Here is a 21,180-nt window from a genome sequence, read left to right as displayed (position 1 = left end):
CGCCGATGTCCGCATTTTCCCTCCGCATGCTGCTTGCCGCGATCTGCGTCACGGTTCCCTTGGCGGCGCAGGCGCAAAGCTCGAAGCTCGATGCGATCCTGGCGCGCGGCACCCTGAAGGTCGGCACCACGGGCGATTACAAGCCCTTTTCCTCGTTCGACAAAGCCTCCGGCCAATTCACCGGTTTCGATATCGATCTTGCTGAAAATCTGGGCAAGGCGCTCGGCGTCAAGGTCGAATATGTCCAGACCTCCTGGCCCAATATGATGAAGGATTTCGAGGCCGGTGATTTCGACGTCGCCATGGGCGGCGTTTCGGTCACGCTGGAGCGCGCCAAGAAGGGCTACTTCTCCGTCCCCTATATGCGAGAGGGCAAAACGCCGATCGCCCGCTGCGCCGACAAGGACAAATTCCAGACCTTGAGCGATATCGACAAGCCGGATGTGCATGTCGTCGTCAATCCGGGCGGCACCAATGAGAAATTCGCCCGCGCCAATCTGAAAGCGGCTCAGATTGAGGTCCATAGCGACAATACGACGATCTTCGACGAAATCGTGCAGGGCCACGCGGACCTGATGATCACGGACGCATCCGAAACCCGTTATCAGCAGAAATTGCACCCCGAATTGTGCAGCATCCACCCCGATCATCCGTTCGACTTCGCGGAAAAGGCGATCTGGCTGCAACGGGACGAGGATTTGAAGCAATTCGTCGATCAGTGGCTGCATCTGATCGAAGAGAACGGCACTTATCGGTCGATTTCGGACAAATGGCTGTGATGCGATAGGCCAAAACCAAGCGCGCGGTCCGATCGGGTCGTACCGCTGTCTTAACCCTCTCATGCAACGCAAAAAGCCCGGCGTGAGGCCGGGCTTCACAAATCACTGGACTTGCCGGATCTTACTTCGCGATCGTCTTGACTTGGGCTGCGAGGCGCGAAACCTTGCGCGAAGCCGTGTTCTTGTGAACGATGCCGTTCTGCGCAGCGCGCATGATCACAGGCTCAGCGGTGTTGAGAGCGGTCTTGGCAGCCTCGGCGTCGCCGGAAGCGATCGCTTCTTCGACCTTGCGGATGAAGGTGCGCATGTTGCTGCGGCGCGAACGGTTGACCGCGGTACGAGCTTCAATCTTACGGACGGCCTTCTTGGCCGAAGTGGTATTCGCCATAAATCCAAATCCCTCAAGGGAAGGGCCTTAACCCCTCGCAAGATCGCGGACGGTACGGCCAAAAAAACACGTGACCGGCGGGTCGGCCAGTCGAGGTGCGTCTTATAGACATGAGTCCCGGCATGCGTCAACGCTCCAGTGCCGGGAATCTTGAAAAGAATCCGACATTTCCCAAGGTTCCCCAGCCAATGCCACCTGCGCCTTACCCACCTGCCGCACCCATTCGCAGTGCGCATGACTGCTGCGCCAATTTGCCGGCGAGTTACAGTGATCCAATCGGCGTCCTCATACGTAAATGAACCATAACAGGAGGCATTTATGGCTCAGGTTCATGGTTTAAGACGGCAATTCGTTCGCGCTGCAATGGCAGCGCCGTTCCTGGAAAGGGACGAAGAACAGATTTTAGCGCAAAAATGGCGGGAAAATAAGGATGAAGCGGCGCTGCATCGGCTGGCCCATGCGCATATGCGCCTGGTGATCGCGATGGCCGCCAAATTCCGGCACTACGGACTGCCCATGTCCGATCTCATTCAAGAGGGTCATATCGGTCTCCTGGAAGCGGCCGCAAGGTTCGAAACCGACCGGGAGGTGCGCTTCTCTACTTATGCGACCTGGTGGATTCGGGCGGCAATTCAGGATTACGTGCTGCGCAATTGGTCGATCGTTCGCGGTGGCACGAGCTCGAATCAAAAGGCGCTGTTCTTCAACCTGCGCCGCCTGCGCGCCAAACTGGCGCAAAGCAACGGCGAGGAAACCAATAGCCAATCCTTCGCCTCCATCGCCGAAGCGCTCGGCGTGTCGCAAAGCGATGTGGAATTGATGGATATGCGCCTGTCGGGCGGCGATATGTCGTTGAACGCGCCGGCAATCGACAGCGACTCGAATTCGGCCGAACGCGGCGATTTCCTCGTCGACGACCACGCGTTGCCCGATCAGGTGGTCGAGGAGCAGATCGATGGCGAGCGGCGAACCGATTGGTTGCGGCAGGCCCTGTCCGTCCTGACCGATCGCGAACTCAAGATCATGAAGGCGCGGCGCCTGTCGGATGAGGCGGCAACCCTAGAATCCCTCGGCGAACGGCTCGGCATTTCGAAGGAGCGCGTGCGCCAGCTCGAAAACCGCGCCCTGGAAAAATTGCGTCGGGTTCTGACCGAGCGCTTCCCGAATGCGGCAGGCCTAGCATAAGCGCCGGCCCATCGGACGAATCAATAAAAGCCCGGCCTCGCAGCCGGGTTTTTCTTTTGCACTCAACGAAAAAACCCAGCCTGGCGGACCAAGCTGGGTTTCTTTCTAACCGGCGAAACCGGGTAGGATCTTAGAACTTGTACTCGAGAGCCGCACGAACGGTGTGCTCTTTGTAGGTCGACTTGATGCGGCGGGTGGCGCCGAAATCATAGGTTTCCTTGCCGTAATCGTCGTAGATATATTCGACGCGGCCGAGGATGTTGCGGGTGATCGCATATTCAGCACCGGCGCCAGCGTTCCAGCCAACCAGGTCCTTGGACTTGTTGCCGTGGAATGCAGGGGTCGTCAGCGTGACCTTGTTGTCGGCGAACGACACACCGCCTGCACCGTAGAGCAGGATGTCGGGGGTGATAGCGTAGCCGATGCGACCGCGCACACGACCGACCCAGCTCTGCTCGTGCTTCACGGTACGGTTGTTGAACTTGCTGCTCTTGTTGTTGCCGTCGTAACCGAAATCAGCTTCGGGGCCGACCACGATCTGGCCGAACTGGAAGTTGTAGCCAGCGAGGCCGCCGCCGGTGAAGCCGGTCGAGTTCGTCTTGTGGGAGCCGATCGCAGCGGTGTTACCGGTGAGCTTGTCCTGGCCGAAACCCGCGCCCGCGTAAATGCCGACATAAGGACCAGCCCAGGTGAAGACCGGTGCCGGCGGAACGTAAACGACCGGGGGCTTCTTGCTGGGAAGATCGGCTGCCAGGGCCGACGCAGCGCACAGGGCCGAAGCCGTAACGCCGAGAATGAGGATCTTTTTCATAAATGTACTCCTGTACGATAAAAAAACCAGAGCGACGTGTGCGCCGCGATGACCCCCATATAGAACGAGCGATGCAGAAAGTCTGTTGCAGCGTAATCACAGTGCAATGCCAGAATGTGGCAACAAATTGTCAAGCATGGAATTTGTATTCAACCACAAATATAACTCACCTCATTTGTGGTCTACGCAAATCTAAAGCCGTTATAGTTGCAATTAAATGTGATACTGGTGTTACAATTCAAATTTAGGTTAGTTTATTTTCAGTTAAACGCTACGCTTCACCAAATTCGGTCTGCTCGCTGCCGCAAAGACGCCGCAAAGCTTCACACAAACACTCGCAGCTGTCGTCTTTCTGACAGGAGAATACGGCAACCACACAGTCCTATCCGCCGTCCTGTGGCCCAAGATCACCCCGTGAGAAGGTTTCCAAATTGACCGCTTCACAGAAGTATGATTAATTTTTCGTAATGAAAAAAAGAAGAAAGAAAAATTCCTAGGGGAATCAATGGTCAACAAATATCTTTACCTCTATACGGGCGGCGAAAAGCTGCATCAGGACCAGTCCTGCAAGGAGGCCGTCAAGGAGTGGTGCGCCTATTTTGGCAAAATCCACAGCGCGATCGTGGATCATGGAGCGCCGTTCGGCGCCGAAGAGCGTCGCGTCGGCCAAGCCAATACGAGCCGGGCGACCGGCTATTCGATCGTTCACGCCAATAGCTTGAACGAAGCGATTGCCCTGACCGAAGGCCACCCGCATATCGCGCGCGGCGGCGGCATCGAAGTGTTCGAACTCGTTGACCTTTCGGGCATGTAGGGCGTTTCGGGCTCCAAAGCCGCGAAATTTTTTCGAAGATGCCGATCAGATTGGCCCCGGTCATGGAACGGGCCAGACTGCGGCATCTATTGCCGCCTTGCCGCTTTTGCCGCAAACCGGTCTTTGCGATCCGGCACGATTTCTTAAGTCTCGACAATCCCCGTCGTATCGCCCGAACCGACCGAATCGGCACGGCCATGCGGCAAAGCGAGATATTCCTCCGAGCGCATTTCGATCAGGCGCGAGGCTGTGCGCTCGAATTCGAACACTTCAAACCCCTGTTCCGCTTCGTACAGCGCAATTGGCTCCGCCGCGGCGGAGGCGATCAATTTGACGTGCTGGTCGTAGAGCGCGTCAATGAAGGTGATGAAGCGCTTGGCCGCATTGCGATTCTCGAACCGTATCAACGGAATGTCGTCGACGATGATCGTATGATAGCGCTGCGCTAGAGCAAGATAGTCTTGCGGTCCCAGCGGCTTTTCGCACAGATCGTGAAACGGCCAGCGCGCGACCCCATCCTGCGCCTGCGGCACGTTCAGAATGCGCCCCAGCAATTCGATTGGCTCCGGCACGCCCTGCGCCACACCGGTGAGCAGCAGAAAGCTCTTGTCGAGCGCCGCCTTGGCGGCGGCATCGGCTGGCACCAGCCACACCCGCGCGCGCTTCAGTTTTTCGAGACGGAAATCGGTGCGCGCCTCGAGTTTGATCACGTCCATCCGCTCCTGCAGCAACTGCAGAAACGGCAGGAACAGCGCCCGGTTGAGCCCATCCTTGTAGAGATCGCCCGGCTCGACGTTCGAGGTCGCGACCACCACCACCCCGCGCTCGAAGAGGGCGGTGAACAGTCGGCCCAGAATCATGGCGTCCGCAATGTCGCGGACCGCGAATTCGTCGAAGCAGAGGAGCCATGCCTGCTCCGCCAATGCGTCGGCCACATGCGGGACCGGATCGCCGCCTTTGACCTCGCCACGCTTCTCCTTTTGCCGCCAATCATGCACGCGCGCATGCACGTCGGCCATGAACGCATGGAAATGCACCCGCCGTTTGCGCACCACGGACACGTGCCGGAAGAACAGATCCATCAGCATGGTCTTGCCGCGGCCAACCGAACCCCAGATATAGAGTCCGCGCGGCGCTCCGGCGCCATTTGGCTTTTTTGCCCCGAACAACCAGCCGAGTGCGCTGGACTTCTTGGCCAGACGATAGCCGTCGAGCGCGTTGCTCAGAGCGTCGAGCTGCTTGAGCGCCGCCTGTTGCGCCGGATCGGCTTCCAGCCGGCTCCGGCCGATAAGATCTTGATAATGTTGTAGAAGTGAGATGGGCAAAGGGGACAGAACGCAAAAAATGAGCAGGTTTTCCGGACCATAGGGGAGCCGGTCACAAAAGCCAAGATCCTACGCGCGGCCATTCAGGTCTTGACATTTTGCTGCACTGCACAATATCTACCGGGTCGATCGCCATGGGAGGGAAACCAAGGGACAAACCTTGAGAGGCCCATAACATGCAAATGAATACGACCCCGATCATCCTGTTTCGCCGCCTCTGGCGCAGCGATCTGACCGCCTTTCGCGAACATCTGCTGCGCCTGGACCCGCGCTCGCGCCATGACCGCTTTGCGATGGGCGTCGGCAAGGACTTCCTCGACCATTATGCGCAGGACTGTTTTGCCGGCGACAACATCATTTATGGCTGTTTTGTCGACGGTGTCCTGCGCGGCGCCGGCGAATTGCACCGAATCCAGGAAGCTGCGGGCGAAGCCGAGGCGGCTTTCAGCGTGGAAGACGAATGGCGCCACAACGAGATTGGCACCAAGCTGTTCAGCCACGTCATCCGCGCGGCCCGCAACCGGCGCATCCAGAAGATCCGCTTCTCCTGCCTTGCCCACAATATGGCGATGCGGAAACTGGCGCACAAATTCTCGGCTGAAATCGAATTCGGCGCCGGAGATTGCGTCGGCCAGTTGGTGCCGCGCCCCGCAACCGCGCTGTCGCTGTGTAAAGAAGCGATGATCGATACGGTCAGCCTGGGCGTCGCGATGCTCGACACCCATCCTCAGGCCCTCGAAACATCGGATGCGACCAACTAGATTCGCTTAACCGTGTGTTTGGGCAGCGCGGGCGGCCGATTGGCCGTTCGCTCGCTCCCCGAGCTTCGAAACTTCTCCGCGAGGAATTTAACGAAAGTGTCCGTTGCCGGCTGGCGAGCTTGCACCGCTTTTGCCAAAACGACATCAAATGCCGGAAGATCAGGCAAACCCTCGTCAGACGACACGGGCCGGAGGCCGGCGGGTAGCACCGGCAAAGTTGAAACCGTGACGGCACTACCCGAGAGGACGGCGATGTCTTGGCCGGCAACGGTCGTGACCGTCGGCGCCAAGCGATATGCTCTTCCAGCGGCCTCGAGCGCACGTATCGCATATGCACGCCAGACGCATTGGGGCAACCAAGAGGGACGCCACGGACACTCTTGGGGTCCCAGCGAGACGGTCAACGGGCTGCGCTGATGTGGTCTCCTTCTGTCGGCAGTGATCCACCTCAGTTTCACCCGCCAGAGCTTCGTCACTGGCCAACCGGGAGGCACCATACCGCCATCGCAAACCATGATGTCGAGCTTATTTTCAAGGAGCAATGGCAACAACTGGCATGAGAGTCCGCTGACAACCTCAACACGGATGTGGCGATGCAACTTGGCGAATTCCGCCAGGGCCGAGGTCAAATAGATCTTGGAATAATCCTCCCATGCCCCCATGCGGACTTCGGCACATCGTGGGCGGGGCGTCAGGCCTTCCATAATCTCATCATCAAGGGCCAACAACTTGCGGCCCTTATCTACCAGGATTCTCCCGGCCTCAGTCAGTTGAACAGCTCCGCCGTTGCGGCGATGGACAAGTTCGCAGCCGCACGACATCTCAAGACGCTTGAGCTGAAGAGAAACGGCTCCCTGGGTTCGCCCAATGCATGCGGCCGCACGCGTGAAACTTCCCTGATCCGCGATCAGGACCAGTGTGCGCAGCAGCTTGAGATCTAAGGTCGGCTGAGAGGGCATGCATTATTATCGCTTATGCCTTCATTAAATGAAATCGTTTTCCTAAACGGATCTTTTCCCAGCATAGTAGGGAAACAGCATTTTAATGCGCCAAGAATGCGAGGGAGGGCTGCATGACCACGACCGAACCCGCCACACCTGGACGGACAGGCGGCTGCCAGTGCGGTGCCATTCGCTACCGCCTTGACGCAGCTCCGAATGGCGCTGTCATCTGCCATTGTCGCATGTGCCAGAAAGCGAGCGGTGGGCCGTTTACGGCCTTTTGCGGCGTCCCAACGCCTGACTTCGTCGTTACGCGCGGTGCACTGTCAATATTCCGGAGTTCGGAGATCGCCGAGCGCGGCTTCTGTGCAACTTGTGGAACGCCACTAACCTATCGCCTGCTCGCTGGAAAGCGCGTCGGCGTCTCGATCGGGAGCCTCGACGATCCGAATACCGTCGTCCCTGAAGAACAGCTCGGCGCCGAGTCCCGCGTCGTCTGGCTCGCCGCCGCCCTAGCTGCACCGGAGGCGTCATTATCCGAATGGCTAAAGAGCAGGCAGATCACTTCGGTCGGCAGTCGCCAGCATCCTGATCACCAGACCCACGCCTGATATCTAACCGAAGCCGACAGAGCATCGGAATGTGATTTAGAGCGCGTTGGAATGCGGTTGCTTGGCGCGGCCTAAACCTGCCGCGCCAGCATCATATTCTTGATCTCGGCAATCGCCTTCGCCGGGTTCAGCCCCTTGGGGCAGGCCTTGGCGCAATTCATGATCGTGTGGCAGCGGTAGAGGCGGAAAGGATCCTCGAGATCGTCGAGGCGCTCGCCGGTTGCCTCATCGCGCGAATCGATCAGCCAACGATAGGCCTGCAGCAGGGCGGAAGGCCCAAGGTAACGGTCGCCGTTCCACCAATAGCTCGGGCACGAGGTCGAGCAGCAGGCGCAGAGGATGCACTCGTACAATCCGTCGAGCTTTTCGCGATCCTGCGGCGACTGGCGCCATTCCTTTTCCGGGGCCGGCGTCGTGGTGTGCAGCCAAGGCTCGATCGAGGCGTGCTGCGCATAAAACTGCGTGAGATCAGGCACCAGGTCCTTCACCACCGGCAGATGCGGCAGCGGATAGATTTTGATCACGCCCTTCACCTCGTCCATGCCGGTCGTGCAGGCGAGCGTGTTGGTGCCGTCAATGTTCATCGCGCATGAGCCGCAAATGCCCTCGCGGCAGGACCGGCGGAAGGTGAGCGTGGGATCGATCTTCGATTTGATCCAGATGATGCCGTCGAGAATCATCGGCCCGCAATCGTGCCGGTCGACGAAATAGGTGTCGATGCGCGGGTTCTGCCCGTCATCCGGATTCCAGCGGTAGATGCGGAATTCCTTCAGTTCCGTCGCGCCCTCGGGCTTCGGCCAAACCTTGCCCGGCATCACGCGGGAGTTTTTCGGGAGTGCAAGTTCAACCATATAAACGCGCCTTCAATTGCATCGCCTGATCGTCAAGGACGGAGACCGTTAAGTTCTGCGAACCGCGGCAAGTGCACTCAGTACACCCGCTCCTTCGGCTCGATATAGCTCACCTCGTTGGTCATCGTATAAGAATGCACCGGCCGGTAATCGATGCTCACGGTCTGTGCGTCATTGTCGATGCTGGCCAGCGTGTGCTTCATCCAGTTCTGGTCGTCGCGCTTCGAAAAATCCTCGCGGGCATGGGCCCCGCGCGATTCGGTGCGGTTGGCCGCGCCCTCCATCGTCACCACCGCCTGGATGATGAGATTGTCGAATTCCAGCGTCTCCACGAGATCGGAGTTCCAGATTAAGGAACGATCCGTCACTTTCACATCCGATTTCGCGCGCCACACGTCGTGGATGAGCTTCTTGCCCTCTTCCAGAGTCTCGCCGGTGCGGTAGACCGCGCAATTGTTCTGCATCACCTTTTGCATGCGCAGGCGCAGCTCGGCGGTGGGCGTGCCACCCTTGGCGTTGCGGAAGTGATCGAGGCGCGAGAGCGCGAGATCGGCCGAATCCGCCGGCAAATCCACCTGCTTTTCGCCTGGGCTGACGATTTCGGCGGCGCGGTGGCCCGCGGCGCGGCCGAACACCACGAGATCGATCAGCGAATTGGAGCCGAGCCGGTTGGCGCCGTGCACCGACACGCAGGCCGCCTCGCCGATCGCCATCAGGCCCGGCACCACCACGTCCGGATTGCCGTCGTGTTTCTTCACGACCTCGCCATAGAAATTCGTCTGGATGCCGCCCATGTTGTAATGCACCGTGGGGAGCACCGGGATCGGCTCCTTGGTCACATCCACCCCGGCAAAAATCTTCGCGCTTTCCGAAATGCCGGGCAGACGCTGATGCAGGATCTTGGGGTCAAGATGGTCGAGATGCAGGAAGATGTGATCCTTGCTCTTGCCGACCCCGCGGCCTTCGCGGATTTCCATCGTCATCGCGCGCGACACCATGTCGCGCGGGGCAAGGTCTTTCACGGACGGTGCATAACGCTCCATGAAGCGCTCGCCCTCCGAATTGGTCAAATATCCGCCCTCGCCGCGCGCGCCTTCGGTGATCAGGCAGCCCGCGCCGTAAATGCCGGTCGGGTGGAATTGCACGAATTCCATGTCCTGCAGCGGCAAGCCGGCGCGCAGCACCATCGCATTGCCGTCACCCGTGCAGGTATGGGCCGAAGTGGCCGAGAAAAAGGCCCGGCCGTAACCGCCGGTCGCCAGAATGGTCAGGTTGGCGCGGAAACGATGGATCGTGCCGTCATCCAACTTCAGGCAAACCACGCCGCAGCAGCGGCCTTCCGCGTCCATGATGAGATCGATGGCGAAATATTCGATGAAGAACTCGGTCGAATGTTTCAGCGCCTGGCCATAGAGCGTGTGCAACATCGCGTGGCCGGTACGGTCTGCCGCAGCGCAGGTGCGCTGTGCCGGCGGGCCGTGGCCGAAATCGGTCGTCATGCCGCCGAAGGGACGCTGGTAGATCTTGCCGTCCTCGGTACGCGAAAACGGCACGCCCCAATGTTCGAGTTCATAGACCGCCGCGGGCGCGTTGCGACACAGATACTCGATCGAATCCTGATCACCGAGCCAGTCCGATCCCTTCACGGTATCGTACATGTGCCATTTCCAATTGTCCGGCCCCATATTGGCGAGCGAGGCGGCAACACCGCCCTGGGCCGCGACCGTGTGCGAGCGGGTCGGAAACACTTTGGAAATGCAGGCCGTGCGCAAACCCGCCTGCGAGCAGCCGACGGTGGCGCGCAGGCCCGCCCCGCCCGCGCCGACAACCACGACGTCGAACGTGTGATCGGTAATCGGATAGGCCTTGCCATTCTGCGCAGGGGCAGCGGATGATTGCGTCATTGTCATGCCCTAAATCTTTAAAAGTTGATCTTCAGAACGGCATAAACGCAGGACAGACCCACGAACGCCGAAAAGCAAATGTTCGCGATCAGCGCCCATTCGCGCAAATGCGTGCCGTGCACATAATCTTCGATGATCACCTGCATTCCGATCATCATGTGATAGACACCCGTCAGGATGAACAGTAACAGCAGGATCGCCGGCAGCGGGCTGGAGAGTTCCGTGCGCACTGCATTGTAGTCCTTACCCACCAGTGACAGCATGATGATGACAAAGGCGATGGCCAGCACCAGGAGCGCCACCGAGGTCACCCGCATCGCCCACAGATGTTTCGTGCCCGATTTGGCGGAACCAAGATAATTCACGCGCGAGCGTTCGGTCCGCATGGAAGATTTGAGCGCCATGATTACCCCCTCGCCCAAGCGATGATCCAGACGAGCACGGTCAACACCACGCCGCCGACCAATGTCGCCATCGCCAGAAATTCGCGTTCTTTCGGTTCGAAACCGCGGCCCGCATCCCAGATGATGTGGCGCACGCCGCCAAGAAGGTGGTGGAACAGAGCCCAGGTGAAACCGAACAGAATAAGTTCGCCGACGATGGAGGACAAAAACCACGTGGCGGAGGCGAAAGCGGCCGAGTCGATCGACAGAGCGATCAGCCACCAGGCGAGCAGCAATGTGCCGACATAGAGCGCAGCGCCGGTGATGCGATGCACGATCGACATGATCATCGTCAGCATCGGCTTGTAAATTTGAAGATGGGGGGATAGGGGGCGCCGGTCCGCCAATTTGGCCGGATTGAGGTCTACCTCAGCCATGAATTGCCTCACGGGAATCTAGAAACTGTCTAAGGTTCCCTAAAGTAAACTTTGCGCCTACGCAACGCCAGCATAGCGGGTAGGCCTTACTTTCCGGGCGCCCTCACGCCATGTAGAGCTATCGCGCGCCAAATCCATGTAACGTATCGGGAGCCTAACCCGCGCGTGTGGCATTGCGCCGCGCCCGCATGATCGCCGTGATCAGCGCCGCTTGCCCCGCGGTCGCGGTATCGACGATTTCGGCATATTCCTTGTGGAGATGGGCGAGCGAGAGGGCGTGCACGTCCTCCGCCGGCCAGATCCGGCCGCTCAAATCCGTGACATCGCAGGCCCAGCAAGCATCCGCCACCAGATAGACCTGAAAGCCCAGGTTGCCGGCGTGACGGACCGTCGCCTCGACTGAATTTTGCGTCAGAACGCCGGCAATCACCAGATGGGTCACCCCATCATCCTCCAGGAGCGCCTCGAGGTCCGTGCCCACGAAGGCGCTGTTTGCCTCTTTGCCGATCACCCGTTCGCCCGGATGCGGCGCAACCTCGGGCTTGAACGCGTGGCCCGGCTGGCCGGGGCGGTACGGCGAGGCATTTTCCGTCGAATCGTGCCGGATGTGGATGACCGGCAGGGCGGCGCGTCGCCAGGCCTCTATCAGCCAAGCCAAATGGCCTTCGGCCTGCGGGTTGTTGCGAGGCCCCCATTTGGGATCGTCGATGGCGTTTTGCACATCAACGATCAGGAGAGGCGTGGTCGAGGGTAAGCGCATGGAGGCTACTTCGGCAGCAGGACCCAATAATCAAGATCGAGCACAGCGGCGGGGTGATATTCCTCGGTCGCCGCTTTGAGCGGAAATTGCGTGCAGGGCTTGTCCTTGGCAGCGATCGTGCGCAGGCGCAGGGCGCCGACGTCGTCGCGGTCCGGCAATTCGGCGGTCTCGAGCACTTCGCTCCAGGCGAAGATTGTCGCGTCGGCGAAGACCGGCGCCACATGGCGGCCGCCATTGATCGCCGCCACGTGAAAGGCATTGGCGAGACCGTTGAACGACAAGGCCCGCGCCAGCGAAATGATGTGCCCGCCGTAAACCAAGCGGCGGCCGAAGCGGGCCTGGCCCTCGGTGAGCTGGTTGAAATGCACGCGCGCCGTATTCTGATAGAGGCGCGTCGCGATCATATGCTCGGCTTCCTCGATGGTCATGCCGTCGACATGGTCGATTTTTTCGCCTTTTTCATAATCCCCCCAGCGATAGGGCGAACCGGCGCGCGCAAAATCGTAGGCGCGTGTGTCGATGATCGGACACGCCGTGCCAAGCTGAGTCACCGGCACGACCTTCGGCAGATTTGGGATGTGCTCGGCGCTCGCCTCGGCGTCCATGTCGCGTTTGCGCACCATGACGTAGCGGAAATAATCGAGCACTTGCTCGTTGTTCTGGTTGAACCCCTTGCTGTGCACGTAGACGACGCCGGTCTGGTGGTTGGAATTTTCCTTCAGCCCCACCACTTCCGAGACGGCATGCAACGTGTCGCCCGGATAGACCGGTTTGAGGAAGCGGCAGCCGGCATAGCCAAGATTGGCGACGGCATTGAGCGAAATGTCCGGAACGGTTTTGCCGAACACGATATGAAAGACGAGGAAATCGTCGATGGGGCTACGGGGATAGCCGATCTTTTGCGCGAATGTGTCCGCCGATTGCACCGCGAAACGGGTGCCGTAGAGGGAGGAATAGAGCGCGACATCGCCGACCGTCACCGTGCGCGGCGTGGCGTGATAGATCTGGACGCCGAGACGGAAGTCTTCGAAATAATTCCCAGGATTGGCCTTGAGTGTCATGAATCGCCCCCATGTCGGCGCCATTCTGACCAGGAGAACCTGAAAATCCACTCAAACTTTCGCCGCGAGCTCCGTAATACGGGAGACGAGGCTGGACGGATCGCCCTTCAACTCGAGAATCTTCACGCGCCCCGTCGCGCCGCTGCGCAGATCGATGCGCGATTCAGGGATTTGCAGCGCCTTGGCCATCAGCCGAATCAGCGCCGCATTGGCCTTGCCGGCTTCGGGAATTGCCCGCACGCGCACCTTCAACACGACCGTGCCGTCGGCAAGCGTGACAATATCCTCGATCTCATCGCGGGCCGCTTTGGGCGTGAGCCGCACACTCAAAAGTACCGCGTCATCGCGCTGCGACCAAGGCACCCCGGCCATGGAAGTCAGTAGGCGAGATGAATGATGATCCGCTCGATCAGCCAGACGACGAAAAGCAGGACGACGGGCGAAAAATCGACATTTCCGGTCGCCGGCATGCGCTTGCGGATGTGTTGCAGCAGCGGCTCGGTCAATGCGCCAAGCGCGGCCATGACGCTCCGCACGATGTCGTTCTGCCCATCCACGATGCGGAAACTGACGAGCCACAACAGCACGACATAAATGAGCACGACGAGCGAATAAACGTGGAGAAGATCCAAAATCAGACCGATCACGACACACCCCCGGTAAATTGGTCAAAGACGGAGCCGCTCTTATGGCGCTCACATACCGATGTAATGACAGGTGCGCCGGGCCGCAAGGCTTAGTGTCAAATCACCCCAGCGGGGCGGTCAGGCCCTTGCGCGCCGCAGCCAAAATCTCGTCAGACAAAGCGCGATCCGATACGGTCCGGGCGAGAATCACGGCGCCGACCAGTCCCGCCATGCGTGTCAGCGCCTGCTGGCGCCGCGCCTCGTCGGTGTCTTCCGGCCCGACTTTGGCCAGCGCGTCGGCAAATCCTTTCAACGCCCTGGTGAAGCTCTCGGTCAGCGCCGGATTGTTCTGGCGTGGCACTTCCGCCGCAAGGCTGGTGAGCGCGCAGGCCTGGCTCGGATCGTCGCGGCTTGCGGGCGCTAGATAGCGGGTCACGATGTCGCGCAGCGCCTGCTCGGGCTTCGCCTCCACCTCCTCGTGCCAGCGTACGACGCATTCCTGCAGCGTGCGGTCGCAGGCCTGGGCGGCAAGGTCGTCCTTGGACTCGAATTGGCGGTAGAAACCGCCATGGGTAAGGCCGGCCGAGGCCATCACATCCGCCACGCCGACACCGTCGAACCCGTGCTCGCGGAACAATTGTCCAGCAAGATCGATCACCCGGCTCTTGTTCTGAGCCGCCTGTTCCCGGCTGACCCGCATCGCCCGTCTCCAAAAAATTTCACGCGAGCTTTTTATATGATACTTGACATCTATAATCAATGATGATGATAATGATGACCATCATCTAAATGTTTTCAACGCCTCAATCTGCCGGGGTTGTCGTTTTGGGCGAGATGGTTTTTGGCCGTCACGCCGCTCCGTCTTCTGAAGTTTCAACCGACGAAAGACTCTTGTTCATGCTCTCCACTCCGCTCGCGGCCGCGCTGCGGCGCCGCGATGTTCATTACGGCTGGGTCGTTGCCGCCGTGACCTTCCTCACCATGCTGGCGACTGCAGGGGCCGTCGGCGCACCGGGCGTGTTCATCGGCCCGCTGCAAAAGGAATTCGGCTGGGAAAATTCGCAAATTTCCTCGGCCTTGGCGATCCGCCTGGTACTGTTCGGCCTGATGGGGCCATTCGCCGCCGCCTTCATGAACCGATTCGGCCTGCGCCGCGTCGCTCTGACGGCGCTCACTATCATCTGCACGGGCATGCTCGTGTCGCTCTATATGACGCAGATCTGGCAGCTCATCCTGCTGTGGGGCGTTGTTGTGGGCATCGGCACCGGCCTCACGGCCATCGTGCTCGGCGCGACGGTCGCGACGCGCTGGTTCACGGCCCGGCGCGGTCTGGTGATGGGCATGCTGTCGGCGAGCACGGCGACCGGACAGCTCGTGTTCCTACCCATGCTGGCGAGCGTCACCGAGCATTATGGCTGGCGCGCGGCCCTTAGCATCATCTGTGCCATGATGATCGCAGTGATCGGCGCGGTTGCGTTGCTCATGCGCGATCGTCCGTCCGACCTCGGCTTGCCTGCCTATGGCGAGACGAACGTCACGGACACGCCGCACGCCGCGGGCGGTTTCGGCGCCCTGCTGCTGACCCCGTTGACGACATTGCGCGATGCCGCGAAGACCTGGACCTTCTGGGTGCTGTTCCTGACGTTTTTTGTGTGCGGCGCCAGTACCAACGGCCTCGTGCAGATGCATTTCGTCTCGCTGTGCGGCGACTTCGGCCTCGCTGCGACCGCGGCCGCCGGCATGCTGGCCATGATGGGCATTTTCGACTTCATGGGCACGATCGGCTCGGGCTGGCTTTCCGACCGCTACGACAGCCGCTGGCTCCTGTTCATGTATTACGGCCTGCGCGGCCTGTCGCTGATCTTCCTGCCCTACACGCATTTCTCGTTCTATGGCCTGTCGATCTTCGCGGTGTTCTACGGCCTCGACTGGGTCGCAACCGTGCCGCCGACGGTGAAGCTCACATCGCAATATTTCGGCCGCGAGCGCACCAATCTCGTGTTCGGCTGGATCTTCACCGGCCATCAATTGGGCGCGGCCTGCGCGGCTTATGGCGCAGGCCTCACGCGCACGGTGTATGAGACCTACCTGCCGGCGTTTTTCGCCTCGGGCCTCCTGTGCATCTTCGCGGCCGCAATCGTCCTCACCATCGGCCGGCTGCGCCGCGCGCCGGTCCAAGCGCCGCAAACACAAACGGCCCCTGCGCCAGCGTAATGTTGCGTCAGGGCCTGCGCTACAGACGAATTCGCTGTGCAGGAACCTTGACCCTTTCGCGCTTCGCTCGTAGCCTCCCTTCAGTTGCAACCCCGCGTGGGCCAAACTGAAGGGAGAGTCAGATGCTTCGTTTTTGTGCGATTTTAGTTATTTCTTGTTTTGCCACTGCCGCTTTGGCGGACGACAGCTGCTCGGTGCAGGCGATGAACAAAAAGCTCGCCGGTGCGGCGAAAACCAGCTTCGTGACCAAATGCACCAAGGACGCCACCGCCGCCTGCGACGCGCAAGCCGCAGCCAAGAAACTCGCCGGCGCGGCCAAGACCAGTTTCACGAAAAAATGCGTGTCCGACGCAGTTGGCCAATAAACTCAACGCAGCCAGAACCAGTGTCCCCCGCTCCAGGCCCCCTGGGGCGGTTTTTTTTATATATGCCGATCCCAAGCCGCTTTATACGCGACAAGCCCAGGAAGCTCGGCCGGAATGATACGATGCACATCAGGTGCCGCATGGGCGGCGGACCAATCTCTTAGCAGCGCCGCGCCATGGCTTGTCCCGGTCGCGTCGTTTGAGACGAAGACGGATTGGCCCGGCCGCAGCGCCGCAAGGATCGCCGCATAGACGTGATTGGCGGCGAGGGCTCCCTCGACGATGAGGTCGCCCTTGGCACCGATCATCCGCAAACACGCATCGCTCATCAGGGCGAGATAAAGCGCCGCAAGCGCCGCCGGCGCGCCCGGCATGGAGGGCAATGCGCCGATCACCTGGCCTTGCGCTTTGGGAAACGGGCCGCAGGGGCCGGAGAAACTCGGCAACGCGAAAACCTCGGCGGCCATGATCGCTTCGACGTCACGCATCGTTGCGGGGGCCGACGCCGCAGGAACCAGCATCTCATGATCGCGCCCGCCCATGAACCGCGCACAGATCGTCGCCTTGCCGTTCACATCCACATTGGCGAGAACATCGCGCGACTCATCGAGCACCTCCGGCTCGGCGCCGACGCCGAAGATGATCACCCATGTCCCGGTCGAGATCACCGTAAACGGCGCGGCGCGGCTGACGAGATGCGGCACGAGCGAGGCGTTCGAATCGTGAATGCCGCAGATGATCTGACATTGCGGGGAAAGGCCTGTGGCCTGGGCGATCTCGGGTTTCACCGGACCGAGCACCGCATAGGCCGGTCGCAGCGGCGGGAACAAGGCACGCCAACTCTCGCGATCGACGAGGCTCGAATAATCGCGCGCGAGCGGGCGCCACAGATCGGTGTGCGCGCCGAGCGACGTGACCTCGGCCGCCGCGATCCCGCTGAGCCGCCAAGACCAATATTGCGGATAGGTGAGGATCCATTTGGTACGGGCAAAGTCGCCCGGGAACTTGCGGCTTTGCCAATAGATTTGCCGGCCCAAATTCAGTCCGCCTGGCGAGACCGGCGACAGGGTTTCGGCAAACGGCGCGCGAACGGCCGCGTAACCGAAATTCTCCTCGAACGGCGCCGGATATTCATAATCGAGCACGGGCAGAACCAAGCCGGCCTCGTTCACCAAGGCGCCCGAAGCGCCATGGGTCGTGGTGACGATCGTATCGATCGGCGCCGTTCGCGCGGCATCGCGCAGCGCCGCGACGACGAAGCTCCAGATCGCCTCGATGTCGAAATGCGGATAGGGCGGGCCCGGCAGAACGCTATTCGGCCGGCGCCGCTCGAACAGCGTTGCGCCAGCGGCGTCGAGCACCACGAGCTTGACATTGGTCTTGCCGATATCGAGCACTGCCGTCGTCATTTTAGGCTCGACGCTCACGGCAGATGGAACATGTCTTGCAGCGGCTCAGCCACGGGCGAACCGTCTGGGTTGGCGCGCATGATGTCCTTCATATGATCCCACCAGCGCCGCATCACCGGGTGCTGCGCCATCGCGTCCATCGTATGGTCGCCCCTGCGCTCCAGATAGCCGAAAAGATGCAGAGTCTTCGGATCGAGGAAGATCGAATAGTTGGAAATACCGGAGTCGCGCAGCAAAGATGCAAGCTCGGGCCAGAGCGCGTCATGCCGACGCCGATATTCCGCCTCACAGCCCGGGTTGAGATACATCACGAAGGCAAAGCGTTCCATCCCATCCATCTTTTTCATTGGCACTCCAGGATGATGGCCGTCTGCGCCAGCGTCTTGTCGAGCGTCGATTTCAGACGCTCGGCCCTCTTGCCTATGCCGCGGATGACGACTGGGCCGAAACCGGAACGATGTTGACCTGCACCCCGGCCGCGCGTAGCGCCTCGACGGTGCGTTGATCGATGTCATCGTCGGTGATCAATGTATGGATGCGCTGCAGCGGACATAGAATGAGGCCGCCCCGGCTGTTGAACTTCGAACTGTCAGCGAGGACGACGAGACGCTCGGCACGCTCGAGCATGCGCTGCTCGGCGCGGATCAGAAGCGGATCGTTCTCCATCACCCCGATCGGCGAGACGCCATGCGCGCTCATGAACATGAGCGACGCGTAATGGTGGCGCAAAAGGTCGTCCTCGTAGGGGCTCAAGATGATGTTCTGCTCGCGGTAAATCTGGCCGCCCGGAATCAGAATGCGGTTGCGGCTGGTGCGCATCAGCATATCGGCGAGCGAGAAGGAATTGGTGATGATCTGCATCCGCTTCTCGGCCAGAAACTCCACCATTTCGTAGGTCGTCGTGCCGCCGTTGATGATGATGGAATCGCCGTCGGAACACATGGCGGCGGCGGCGGCGGCAATGGCGCGCTTCTTGTCGAGATTCATCGCGTAGCTGACATCGAACGCCCGCGCCGCAAGCGCCGGTGGCTCGTCATTGGCGATCGCCTCGGCGCCGCCATGCACCCGGCGCAGCAGGCCTTGCTCGGCCAGTTTGGCAACGTCGCGCCGGGCGGTCGCGGGCGAACTCTGTGTCACTTCCGCAATTTCGGCGACCGTCGCCACCGTCTGTTGCGCCAATGTCTTCAGGATGACTTGCCAACGCTGCCGTTCGTGCATGTGCTTTCTCCTCACGCCGGAGCGCAGCCGTTTGCAAAATAGCTACGCAAGTAAAGCATTGTGCGAAGTTGAGCGATCTTGATCATGGGGTCAATGCAAAATCGCTTGCTGCGCTGCAGCAAAGTTGCTGCGCTGCAATATTTTGACTACTTTTGATTGACCTTGAGCGATTAGCGATTTAGCGTGCCGGCCAATCCGCAACCCCGACCCGCCCAACGGATTTGCCATGACCCCTCCCCTCGCCGCCCAATTGCCCAACCTGTGGGACGATCGACACGCCCAAAAGCTCGATGAGCCGGGCCTGCTGCTGTATCGCTCCAACCTGCTCGGAGCCGACAAACGGATCACCAATTTCGGCGGCGGCAACACGTCGGCAAAGGTGATCATGCAAGATCCCCTGACCGGGGAAGACGTGCAGGTGCTGTGGGTGAAAGGCTCAGGCGGCGACATCGGCTCGATGAAGCTCGACGGCTTTGCGACCCTCTACCTGCAGAAGCTCGAACACCTGAAAACCCTCTATCGCGGCATTGCCCATGAGGACGCGATGGTGGACCTGCTGCCCCATTGCACCTTCAATCTCAACAGCCGCGCCGCATCGATCGATACGCCCCTGCATGGGTTCGTGCCCTATAAGCATGTCGATCACGTCCATGCCGACGCCGTCATCGCCATCGCCGCCTCCGCCAATGCCGAAACGCTCGTCAAGGAAATCTACGGCGAGGAAATAGGCTTCCTGCCCTGGCAGCGGCCCGGTTTCGATCTCGGCCTGAAGCTTGGCGAAATGGCGACCAGAAATCCCCATTACGTCGGCGTCGTGCTCGGCGGTCACGGCCTCTTCACCTGGGGCGATACGGCGAAGGCCTGTTATGAGGAGACGCTGCGCATCATTCAAAAGGCCGCCGATTGGCTCGCCAAGACGAACACGGCACCGGCCTTCGGCGGCGCAGCCGTAACGACACTCGATCAGGCCGACCGGCAGAACGTCGCCCGGCAATTGATGCCGCTCATTCGTGGCCGCATTTCGAAGGACGAGCGTAAGATCGGCCATTTCACCGACACACCCGAAGTGCTCGAATTCGTCAATTCGAAGCGCCTGCGCGAACTTGCGGCGCTCGGCACGTCGTGCCCCGACCACTTCCTGCGCACCAAGATCCGCCCCCTGGTGCTTGATTTCGATCCGGCCAAGGGCGTCGAGCCGACGATCGCCGGATTGGACGCGGCGATTGCAACCTATGCCGCCGATTACGCCGCTTATTACGAGCGCTGCAGGCACCCGAACAGCCCGGCGATGCGCGACCCCAATGCGGTGATCTATCTCATCCCCGGCGTTGGCATGCTGTCCTTCGCCAAGGACAAGGCGACAGCGCGCATTGCCGGCGAATTCTATGTGAATGCGATCAATGTGATGCGCGGCGCGGCCGGCGTCGACACCTATGTCGGCCTCTCCGAACAGGAAGCCTTCAACATCGAATATTGGCTGTTGGAAGAAGCCAAATTGCAGCGCATGCCCAAGCCCAAGAGCCTCGCCGGGCGCGTCGCTTTCGTGACCGGCGGCGCGGGCGGCATCGGATCGGCGATCATCGAGCGTTACTTGCGCGAAGGCGCCTGCGCGGTTCTGGCCGACATCGACGTGAAGGCGCTGGATGAGACGGTGGCGGCATTGGCCAAGACATACGGCAATGATGTCGTGCGCGGCGTTGTCGTGGACGTGACCAACGAGGCCGCCGTGACCGCGAGCATGGATGCGGCAGCAATCGCTTTCGGCGGTATCGACATCCTCGTCTCCAACGCCGGCATCGCCTCGGCCTCGCCGGTTGAGGATACGAGCTTGGCCTTGTGGCAGAAGAACATCGACATTCTCGCCACCGGCTATTTCCTCATCGCGCGCGAAGGTTTTCGCCTGATGAAGGCACAGAAGGTCGGCGGCGCCATCGTGTTCATCGCCTCGAAAAACGGCCTTGCCGCATCGGCTGGGGCCGCCGCCTATTGCACGGCGAAAGCGGCGGAAATTCACCTTGCCCGCTGCCTCGCGCTGGAAGGAGCGCCACTCGGCATCCGCGTCAATGTGGTCAATCCCGACGCGGTGCTGCGCGGCTCGAAAATCTGGCAAGGCGAGTGGCGGCAGCAGCGCGCCGCCTCGAACAAGGTCAGCGAGGACGACCTCGAAGACGTGTATCGCCAACGCAGCCTGCTGAAACTCAGCGTCTATCCGGAAGACATTGCCGAAGCTGCCTATTTCCTTGCGAGCGACATGTCGGCGAAGTCGACCGGCAATATTATCAATGTCGATGCGGGCAACGTTCAGTCCTTCACGCGATAAGACTATGAGACTAAGGG

The 21,180-nt window shown here is 60.4% G+C and carries 25 protein-coding genes; 8 read left to right on the top strand and 17 right to left on the bottom strand.

Annotated features, from left to right (window positions below):
- Nucleotides 1-5 precede the first annotated feature (5 nt).
- Nucleotides 6-779 (top strand): transporter substrate-binding domain-containing protein, encoded by a 774-nt coding sequence (locus V9T28_RS02150; RefSeq protein ID WP_116400567.1) that lies wholly within the window; start codon nucleotides 6-8, stop codon nucleotides 777-779.
- A 121-nt stretch (nucleotides 780-900) separates the two neighbouring features.
- Here the strand turns inward: V9T28_RS02150 and rpsT are convergent, their stop codons facing one another.
- Complete coding sequence (gene rpsT, locus V9T28_RS02145; RefSeq protein WP_116400566.1) at nucleotides 901-1,167, bottom strand: 30S ribosomal protein S20; 267 nt, start codon at nucleotides 1,165-1,167, stop codon at nucleotides 901-903.
- 318 nt (nucleotides 1,168-1,485) lie between these two features.
- On the opposite strand from rpsT, the gene V9T28_RS02140 reads away from it, so the two are divergent.
- Complete coding sequence (locus V9T28_RS02140) at nucleotides 1,486-2,352, top strand: RNA polymerase factor sigma-32 (RefSeq protein ID WP_116400565.1); 867 nt, start codon at nucleotides 1,486-1,488, stop codon at nucleotides 2,350-2,352.
- A 130-nt stretch (nucleotides 2,353-2,482) separates the two neighbouring features.
- On the opposite strand, the gene V9T28_RS02135 is transcribed toward V9T28_RS02140, so the two are convergent.
- Nucleotides 2,483-3,163 (bottom strand): outer membrane protein, encoded by a 681-nt coding sequence (locus tag V9T28_RS02135; protein WP_116400564.1) that lies wholly within the window; start codon nucleotides 3,161-3,163, stop codon nucleotides 2,483-2,485.
- A gap of 505 nt (nucleotides 3,164-3,668) precedes the next feature.
- Here V9T28_RS02135 and V9T28_RS02130 point away from each other — a divergent pair.
- The gene (locus tag V9T28_RS02130; RefSeq protein WP_116400563.1) at nucleotides 3,669-3,977 is read left to right on the top strand and encodes a hypothetical protein; all 309 of its coding nucleotides are present in this window, start codon (nucleotides 3,669-3,671) and stop codon (nucleotides 3,975-3,977) included.
- Nucleotides 3,978-4,120: 143 nt separating this feature from the next.
- On the opposite strand, the gene zapE is transcribed toward V9T28_RS02130, so the two are convergent.
- Entirely contained in the window at nucleotides 4,121-5,302 is a 1,182-nt protein-coding gene (gene zapE, locus V9T28_RS02125; RefSeq protein ID WP_116400562.1) for a cell division protein ZapE, read from the bottom strand.
- 176 nt (nucleotides 5,303-5,478) lie between these two features.
- Here zapE and V9T28_RS02120 point away from each other — a divergent pair, with 176 nt between their 5' ends.
- Complete coding sequence (locus V9T28_RS02120; RefSeq protein ID WP_116400561.1) at nucleotides 5,479-6,063, top strand: GNAT family N-acetyltransferase; 585 nt, start codon at nucleotides 5,479-5,481, stop codon at nucleotides 6,061-6,063.
- Here the strand turns inward: V9T28_RS02120 and V9T28_RS23335 are convergent.
- A complete protein-coding gene (locus tag V9T28_RS23335) occupies nucleotides 6,060-7,022 on the bottom strand; it encodes a LysR family transcriptional regulator (RefSeq protein WP_116400560.1) in 963 nt (320 codons plus the stop codon). The two genes, V9T28_RS02120 and V9T28_RS23335, sit on opposite strands and share 4 nt — an antisense overlap.
- 113 nt (nucleotides 7,023-7,135) lie before the next feature.
- Here V9T28_RS23335 and V9T28_RS02110 point away from each other — a divergent pair, with 113 nt between their 5' ends.
- Entirely contained in the window at nucleotides 7,136-7,615 is a 480-nt protein-coding gene (locus V9T28_RS02110) for a GFA family protein (protein ID WP_116400559.1), read from the top strand.
- 71 nt (nucleotides 7,616-7,686) lie between these two features.
- On the opposite strand, the gene V9T28_RS02105 is transcribed toward V9T28_RS02110, so the two are convergent.
- The 9 genes from V9T28_RS02105 to V9T28_RS02065 all read right to left on the bottom strand — a co-directional run bounded on the left by V9T28_RS02105 (nucleotide 7,687) and on the right by V9T28_RS02065 (nucleotide 14,337).
- A complete protein-coding gene (locus V9T28_RS02105) occupies nucleotides 7,687-8,466 on the bottom strand; it encodes a succinate dehydrogenase iron-sulfur subunit (RefSeq protein ID WP_116400558.1) in 780 nt (259 codons plus the stop codon).
- Between the two features lie 77 nt (nucleotides 8,467-8,543).
- On the bottom strand, nucleotides 8,544-10,370 hold the full coding sequence (gene sdhA, locus V9T28_RS02100) for a succinate dehydrogenase flavoprotein subunit (RefSeq protein WP_445242144.1): 1,827 nt from the start codon (nucleotides 10,368-10,370) through the stop codon (nucleotides 8,544-8,546).
- Nucleotides 10,371-10,387: 17 nt separating this feature from the next.
- Complete coding sequence (sdhD, locus tag V9T28_RS02095) at nucleotides 10,388-10,774, bottom strand: succinate dehydrogenase, hydrophobic membrane anchor protein (protein ID WP_116400556.1); 387 nt, start codon at nucleotides 10,772-10,774, stop codon at nucleotides 10,388-10,390.
- Between the two features lie 2 nt (nucleotides 10,775-10,776).
- Nucleotides 10,777-11,190, bottom strand: coding sequence for a succinate dehydrogenase, cytochrome b556 subunit (sdhC, locus tag V9T28_RS02090; RefSeq protein ID WP_116400555.1), 414 nt, complete (start codon nucleotides 11,188-11,190; stop codon nucleotides 10,777-10,779).
- Between the two features lie 154 nt (nucleotides 11,191-11,344).
- Nucleotides 11,345-11,950, bottom strand: coding sequence for a cysteine hydrolase family protein (locus V9T28_RS02085; RefSeq protein ID WP_116400554.1), 606 nt, complete (start codon nucleotides 11,948-11,950; stop codon nucleotides 11,345-11,347).
- A 5-nt stretch (nucleotides 11,951-11,955) separates the two neighbouring features.
- On the bottom strand, nucleotides 11,956-13,011 hold the full coding sequence (locus V9T28_RS02080; protein WP_116400755.1) for a MaoC family dehydratase: 1,056 nt from the start codon (nucleotides 13,009-13,011) through the stop codon (nucleotides 11,956-11,958).
- Nucleotides 13,012-13,062: 51 nt separating this feature from the next.
- Nucleotides 13,063-13,383: a DUF167 family protein gene (locus tag V9T28_RS02075; RefSeq protein ID WP_116400553.1), complete on the bottom strand. Its 321-nt coding sequence runs from the start codon at nucleotides 13,381-13,383 to the stop codon at nucleotides 13,063-13,065.
- A gap of 5 nt (nucleotides 13,384-13,388) precedes the next feature.
- Nucleotides 13,389-13,658 (bottom strand): YggT family protein, encoded by a 270-nt coding sequence (locus V9T28_RS02070; RefSeq protein ID WP_158554778.1) that lies wholly within the window; start codon nucleotides 13,656-13,658, stop codon nucleotides 13,389-13,391.
- Between the two features lie 100 nt (nucleotides 13,659-13,758).
- Nucleotides 13,759-14,337 (bottom strand): TetR/AcrR family transcriptional regulator, encoded by a 579-nt coding sequence (locus V9T28_RS02065; RefSeq protein ID WP_116400551.1) that lies wholly within the window; start codon nucleotides 14,335-14,337, stop codon nucleotides 13,759-13,761.
- A gap of 197 nt (nucleotides 14,338-14,534) precedes the next feature.
- On the opposite strand from V9T28_RS02065, the gene V9T28_RS02060 reads away from it, so the two are divergent.
- Together V9T28_RS02060 and V9T28_RS02055 are read left to right on the top strand one after the other, a co-directional pair.
- Nucleotides 14,535-15,851 (top strand): MFS transporter, encoded by a 1,317-nt coding sequence (locus V9T28_RS02060; protein ID WP_116400754.1) that lies wholly within the window; start codon nucleotides 14,535-14,537, stop codon nucleotides 15,849-15,851.
- 122 nt (nucleotides 15,852-15,973) lie between these two features.
- Nucleotides 15,974-16,216 carry a hypothetical protein gene (locus V9T28_RS02055; RefSeq protein ID WP_116400550.1) on the top strand — a complete coding sequence of 81 codons (243 nt, stop codon included), beginning with the start codon at nucleotides 15,974-15,976 and terminating at the stop codon, nucleotides 16,214-16,216.
- 56 nt (nucleotides 16,217-16,272) lie between these two features.
- Here the strand turns inward: V9T28_RS02055 and V9T28_RS02050 are convergent, their stop codons facing one another.
- The 4 genes from V9T28_RS02050 to V9T28_RS02035 all read right to left on the bottom strand — a co-directional run bounded on the left by V9T28_RS02050 (nucleotide 16,273) and on the right by V9T28_RS02035 (nucleotide 19,071).
- Nucleotides 16,273-17,625, bottom strand: coding sequence for an FGGY-family carbohydrate kinase (locus tag V9T28_RS02050; protein ID WP_116400549.1), 1,353 nt, complete (start codon nucleotides 17,623-17,625; stop codon nucleotides 16,273-16,275).
- A 14-nt stretch (nucleotides 17,626-17,639) separates the two neighbouring features.
- Nucleotides 17,640-17,963 (bottom strand): L-rhamnose mutarotase, encoded by a 324-nt coding sequence (gene rhaM / locus V9T28_RS02045; RefSeq protein ID WP_116400548.1) that lies wholly within the window; start codon nucleotides 17,961-17,963, stop codon nucleotides 17,640-17,642.
- Between the two features lie 82 nt (nucleotides 17,964-18,045).
- Nucleotides 18,046-18,843: a DeoR/GlpR family DNA-binding transcription regulator gene (locus V9T28_RS02040; protein WP_339071809.1), complete on the bottom strand. Its 798-nt coding sequence runs from the start codon at nucleotides 18,841-18,843 to the stop codon at nucleotides 18,046-18,048.
- A 90-nt stretch (nucleotides 18,844-18,933) separates the two neighbouring features.
- A complete protein-coding gene (locus V9T28_RS02035; protein WP_158554777.1) occupies nucleotides 18,934-19,071 on the bottom strand; it encodes a hypothetical protein in 138 nt (45 codons plus the stop codon).
- On the opposite strand from V9T28_RS02035, the gene V9T28_RS02030 reads away from it, so the two are divergent.
- Nucleotides 19,070-21,163, top strand: a complete 2,094-nt coding sequence (locus tag V9T28_RS02030; RefSeq protein WP_116400546.1) for a bifunctional rhamnulose-1-phosphate aldolase/short-chain dehydrogenase — start codon at nucleotides 19,070-19,072, stop codon at nucleotides 21,161-21,163. The two genes, V9T28_RS02035 and V9T28_RS02030, sit on opposite strands and share 2 nt — an antisense overlap.
- Nucleotides 21,164-21,180: the final 17 nt, after the last annotated feature.

It is taken from the genome of Methylovirgula sp. 4M-Z18 (assembly GCF_037890675.1).
Lineage (GTDB): Bacteria > Pseudomonadota > Alphaproteobacteria > Rhizobiales > Beijerinckiaceae > 4M-Z18.
The sequence above is the reverse complement of the archived record's forward strand: the minus strand, read 5'-3'. Positions and strand labels throughout refer to the sequence as shown.

What these genes read in the sequence shown, in the direction of transcription:
- V9T28_RS02150 (WP_116400567.1), top strand. Translation starts at nt 6, where the DNA reads ATGTCCGCATTTTCCCTCCGCATGCTGCTTGCCGCGATCTGCGTCACG.
- rpsT (WP_116400566.1), bottom strand. Translation starts at nt 1,167, where the DNA reads ATGGCGAATACCACTTCGGCCAAGAAGGCCGTCCGTAAGATTGAAGCT.
- V9T28_RS02140 (WP_116400565.1), top strand. Translation starts at nt 1,486, where the DNA reads ATGGCTCAGGTTCATGGTTTAAGACGGCAATTCGTTCGCGCTGCAATG.
- V9T28_RS02135 (WP_116400564.1), bottom strand. Translation starts at nt 3,163, where the DNA reads ATGAAAAAGATCCTCATTCTCGGCGTTACGGCTTCGGCCCTGTGCGCT.
- V9T28_RS02130 (WP_116400563.1), top strand. Translation starts at nt 3,669, where the DNA reads ATGGTCAACAAATATCTTTACCTCTATACGGGCGGCGAAAAGCTGCAT.
- V9T28_RS02120 (WP_116400561.1), top strand. Translation starts at nt 5,479, where the DNA reads ATGCAAATGAATACGACCCCGATCATCCTGTTTCGCCGCCTCTGGCGC.
- V9T28_RS23335 (WP_116400560.1), bottom strand. Translation starts at nt 7,022, where the DNA reads ATGCCCTCTCAGCCGACCTTAGATCTCAAGCTGCTGCGCACACTGGTC.
- V9T28_RS02110 (WP_116400559.1), top strand. Translation starts at nt 7,136, where the DNA reads ATGACCACGACCGAACCCGCCACACCTGGACGGACAGGCGGCTGCCAG.
- V9T28_RS02105 (WP_116400558.1), bottom strand. Translation starts at nt 8,466, where the DNA reads ATGGTTGAACTTGCACTCCCGAAAAACTCCCGCGTGATGCCGGGCAAG.
- sdhA (WP_445242144.1), bottom strand. Translation starts at nt 10,370, where the DNA reads ATGACGCAATCATCCGCTGCCCCTGCGCAGAATGGCAAGGCCTATCCG.
- sdhD (WP_116400556.1), bottom strand. Translation starts at nt 10,774, where the DNA reads ATGGCGCTCAAATCTTCCATGCGGACCGAACGCTCGCGCGTGAATTAT.
- sdhC (WP_116400555.1), bottom strand. Translation starts at nt 11,190, where the DNA reads ATGGCTGAGGTAGACCTCAATCCGGCCAAATTGGCGGACCGGCGCCCC.
- V9T28_RS02085 (WP_116400554.1), bottom strand. Translation starts at nt 11,950, where the DNA reads ATGCGCTTACCCTCGACCACGCCTCTCCTGATCGTTGATGTGCAAAAC.
- V9T28_RS02080 (WP_116400755.1), bottom strand. Translation starts at nt 13,011, where the DNA reads ATGACACTCAAGGCCAATCCTGGGAATTATTTCGAAGACTTCCGTCTC.
- V9T28_RS02075 (WP_116400553.1), bottom strand. Translation starts at nt 13,383, where the DNA reads ATGGCCGGGGTGCCTTGGTCGCAGCGCGATGACGCGGTACTTTTGAGT.
- V9T28_RS02065 (WP_116400551.1), bottom strand. Translation starts at nt 14,337, where the DNA reads ATGCGGGTCAGCCGGGAACAGGCGGCTCAGAACAAGAGCCGGGTGATC.
- V9T28_RS02060 (WP_116400754.1), top strand. Translation starts at nt 14,535, where the DNA reads ATGCTCTCCACTCCGCTCGCGGCCGCGCTGCGGCGCCGCGATGTTCAT.
- V9T28_RS02055 (WP_116400550.1), top strand. Translation starts at nt 15,974, where the DNA reads ATGCTTCGTTTTTGTGCGATTTTAGTTATTTCTTGTTTTGCCACTGCC.
- V9T28_RS02050 (WP_116400549.1), bottom strand. Translation starts at nt 17,625, where the DNA reads ATGACGACGGCAGTGCTCGATATCGGCAAGACCAATGTCAAGCTCGTG.
- rhaM (WP_116400548.1), bottom strand. Translation starts at nt 17,963, where the DNA reads ATGGATGGGATGGAACGCTTTGCCTTCGTGATGTATCTCAACCCGGGC.
- V9T28_RS02040 (WP_339071809.1), bottom strand. Translation starts at nt 18,843, where the DNA reads ATGCACGAACGGCAGCGTTGGCAAGTCATCCTGAAGACATTGGCGCAA.
- V9T28_RS02030 (WP_116400546.1), top strand. Translation starts at nt 19,070, where the DNA reads ATGACCCCTCCCCTCGCCGCCCAATTGCCCAACCTGTGGGACGATCGA.
- V9T28_RS02035 (WP_158554777.1), bottom strand. Translation starts at nt 19,071, where the DNA reads ATGGCAAATCCGTTGGGCGGGTCGGGGTTGCGGATTGGCCGGCACGCT.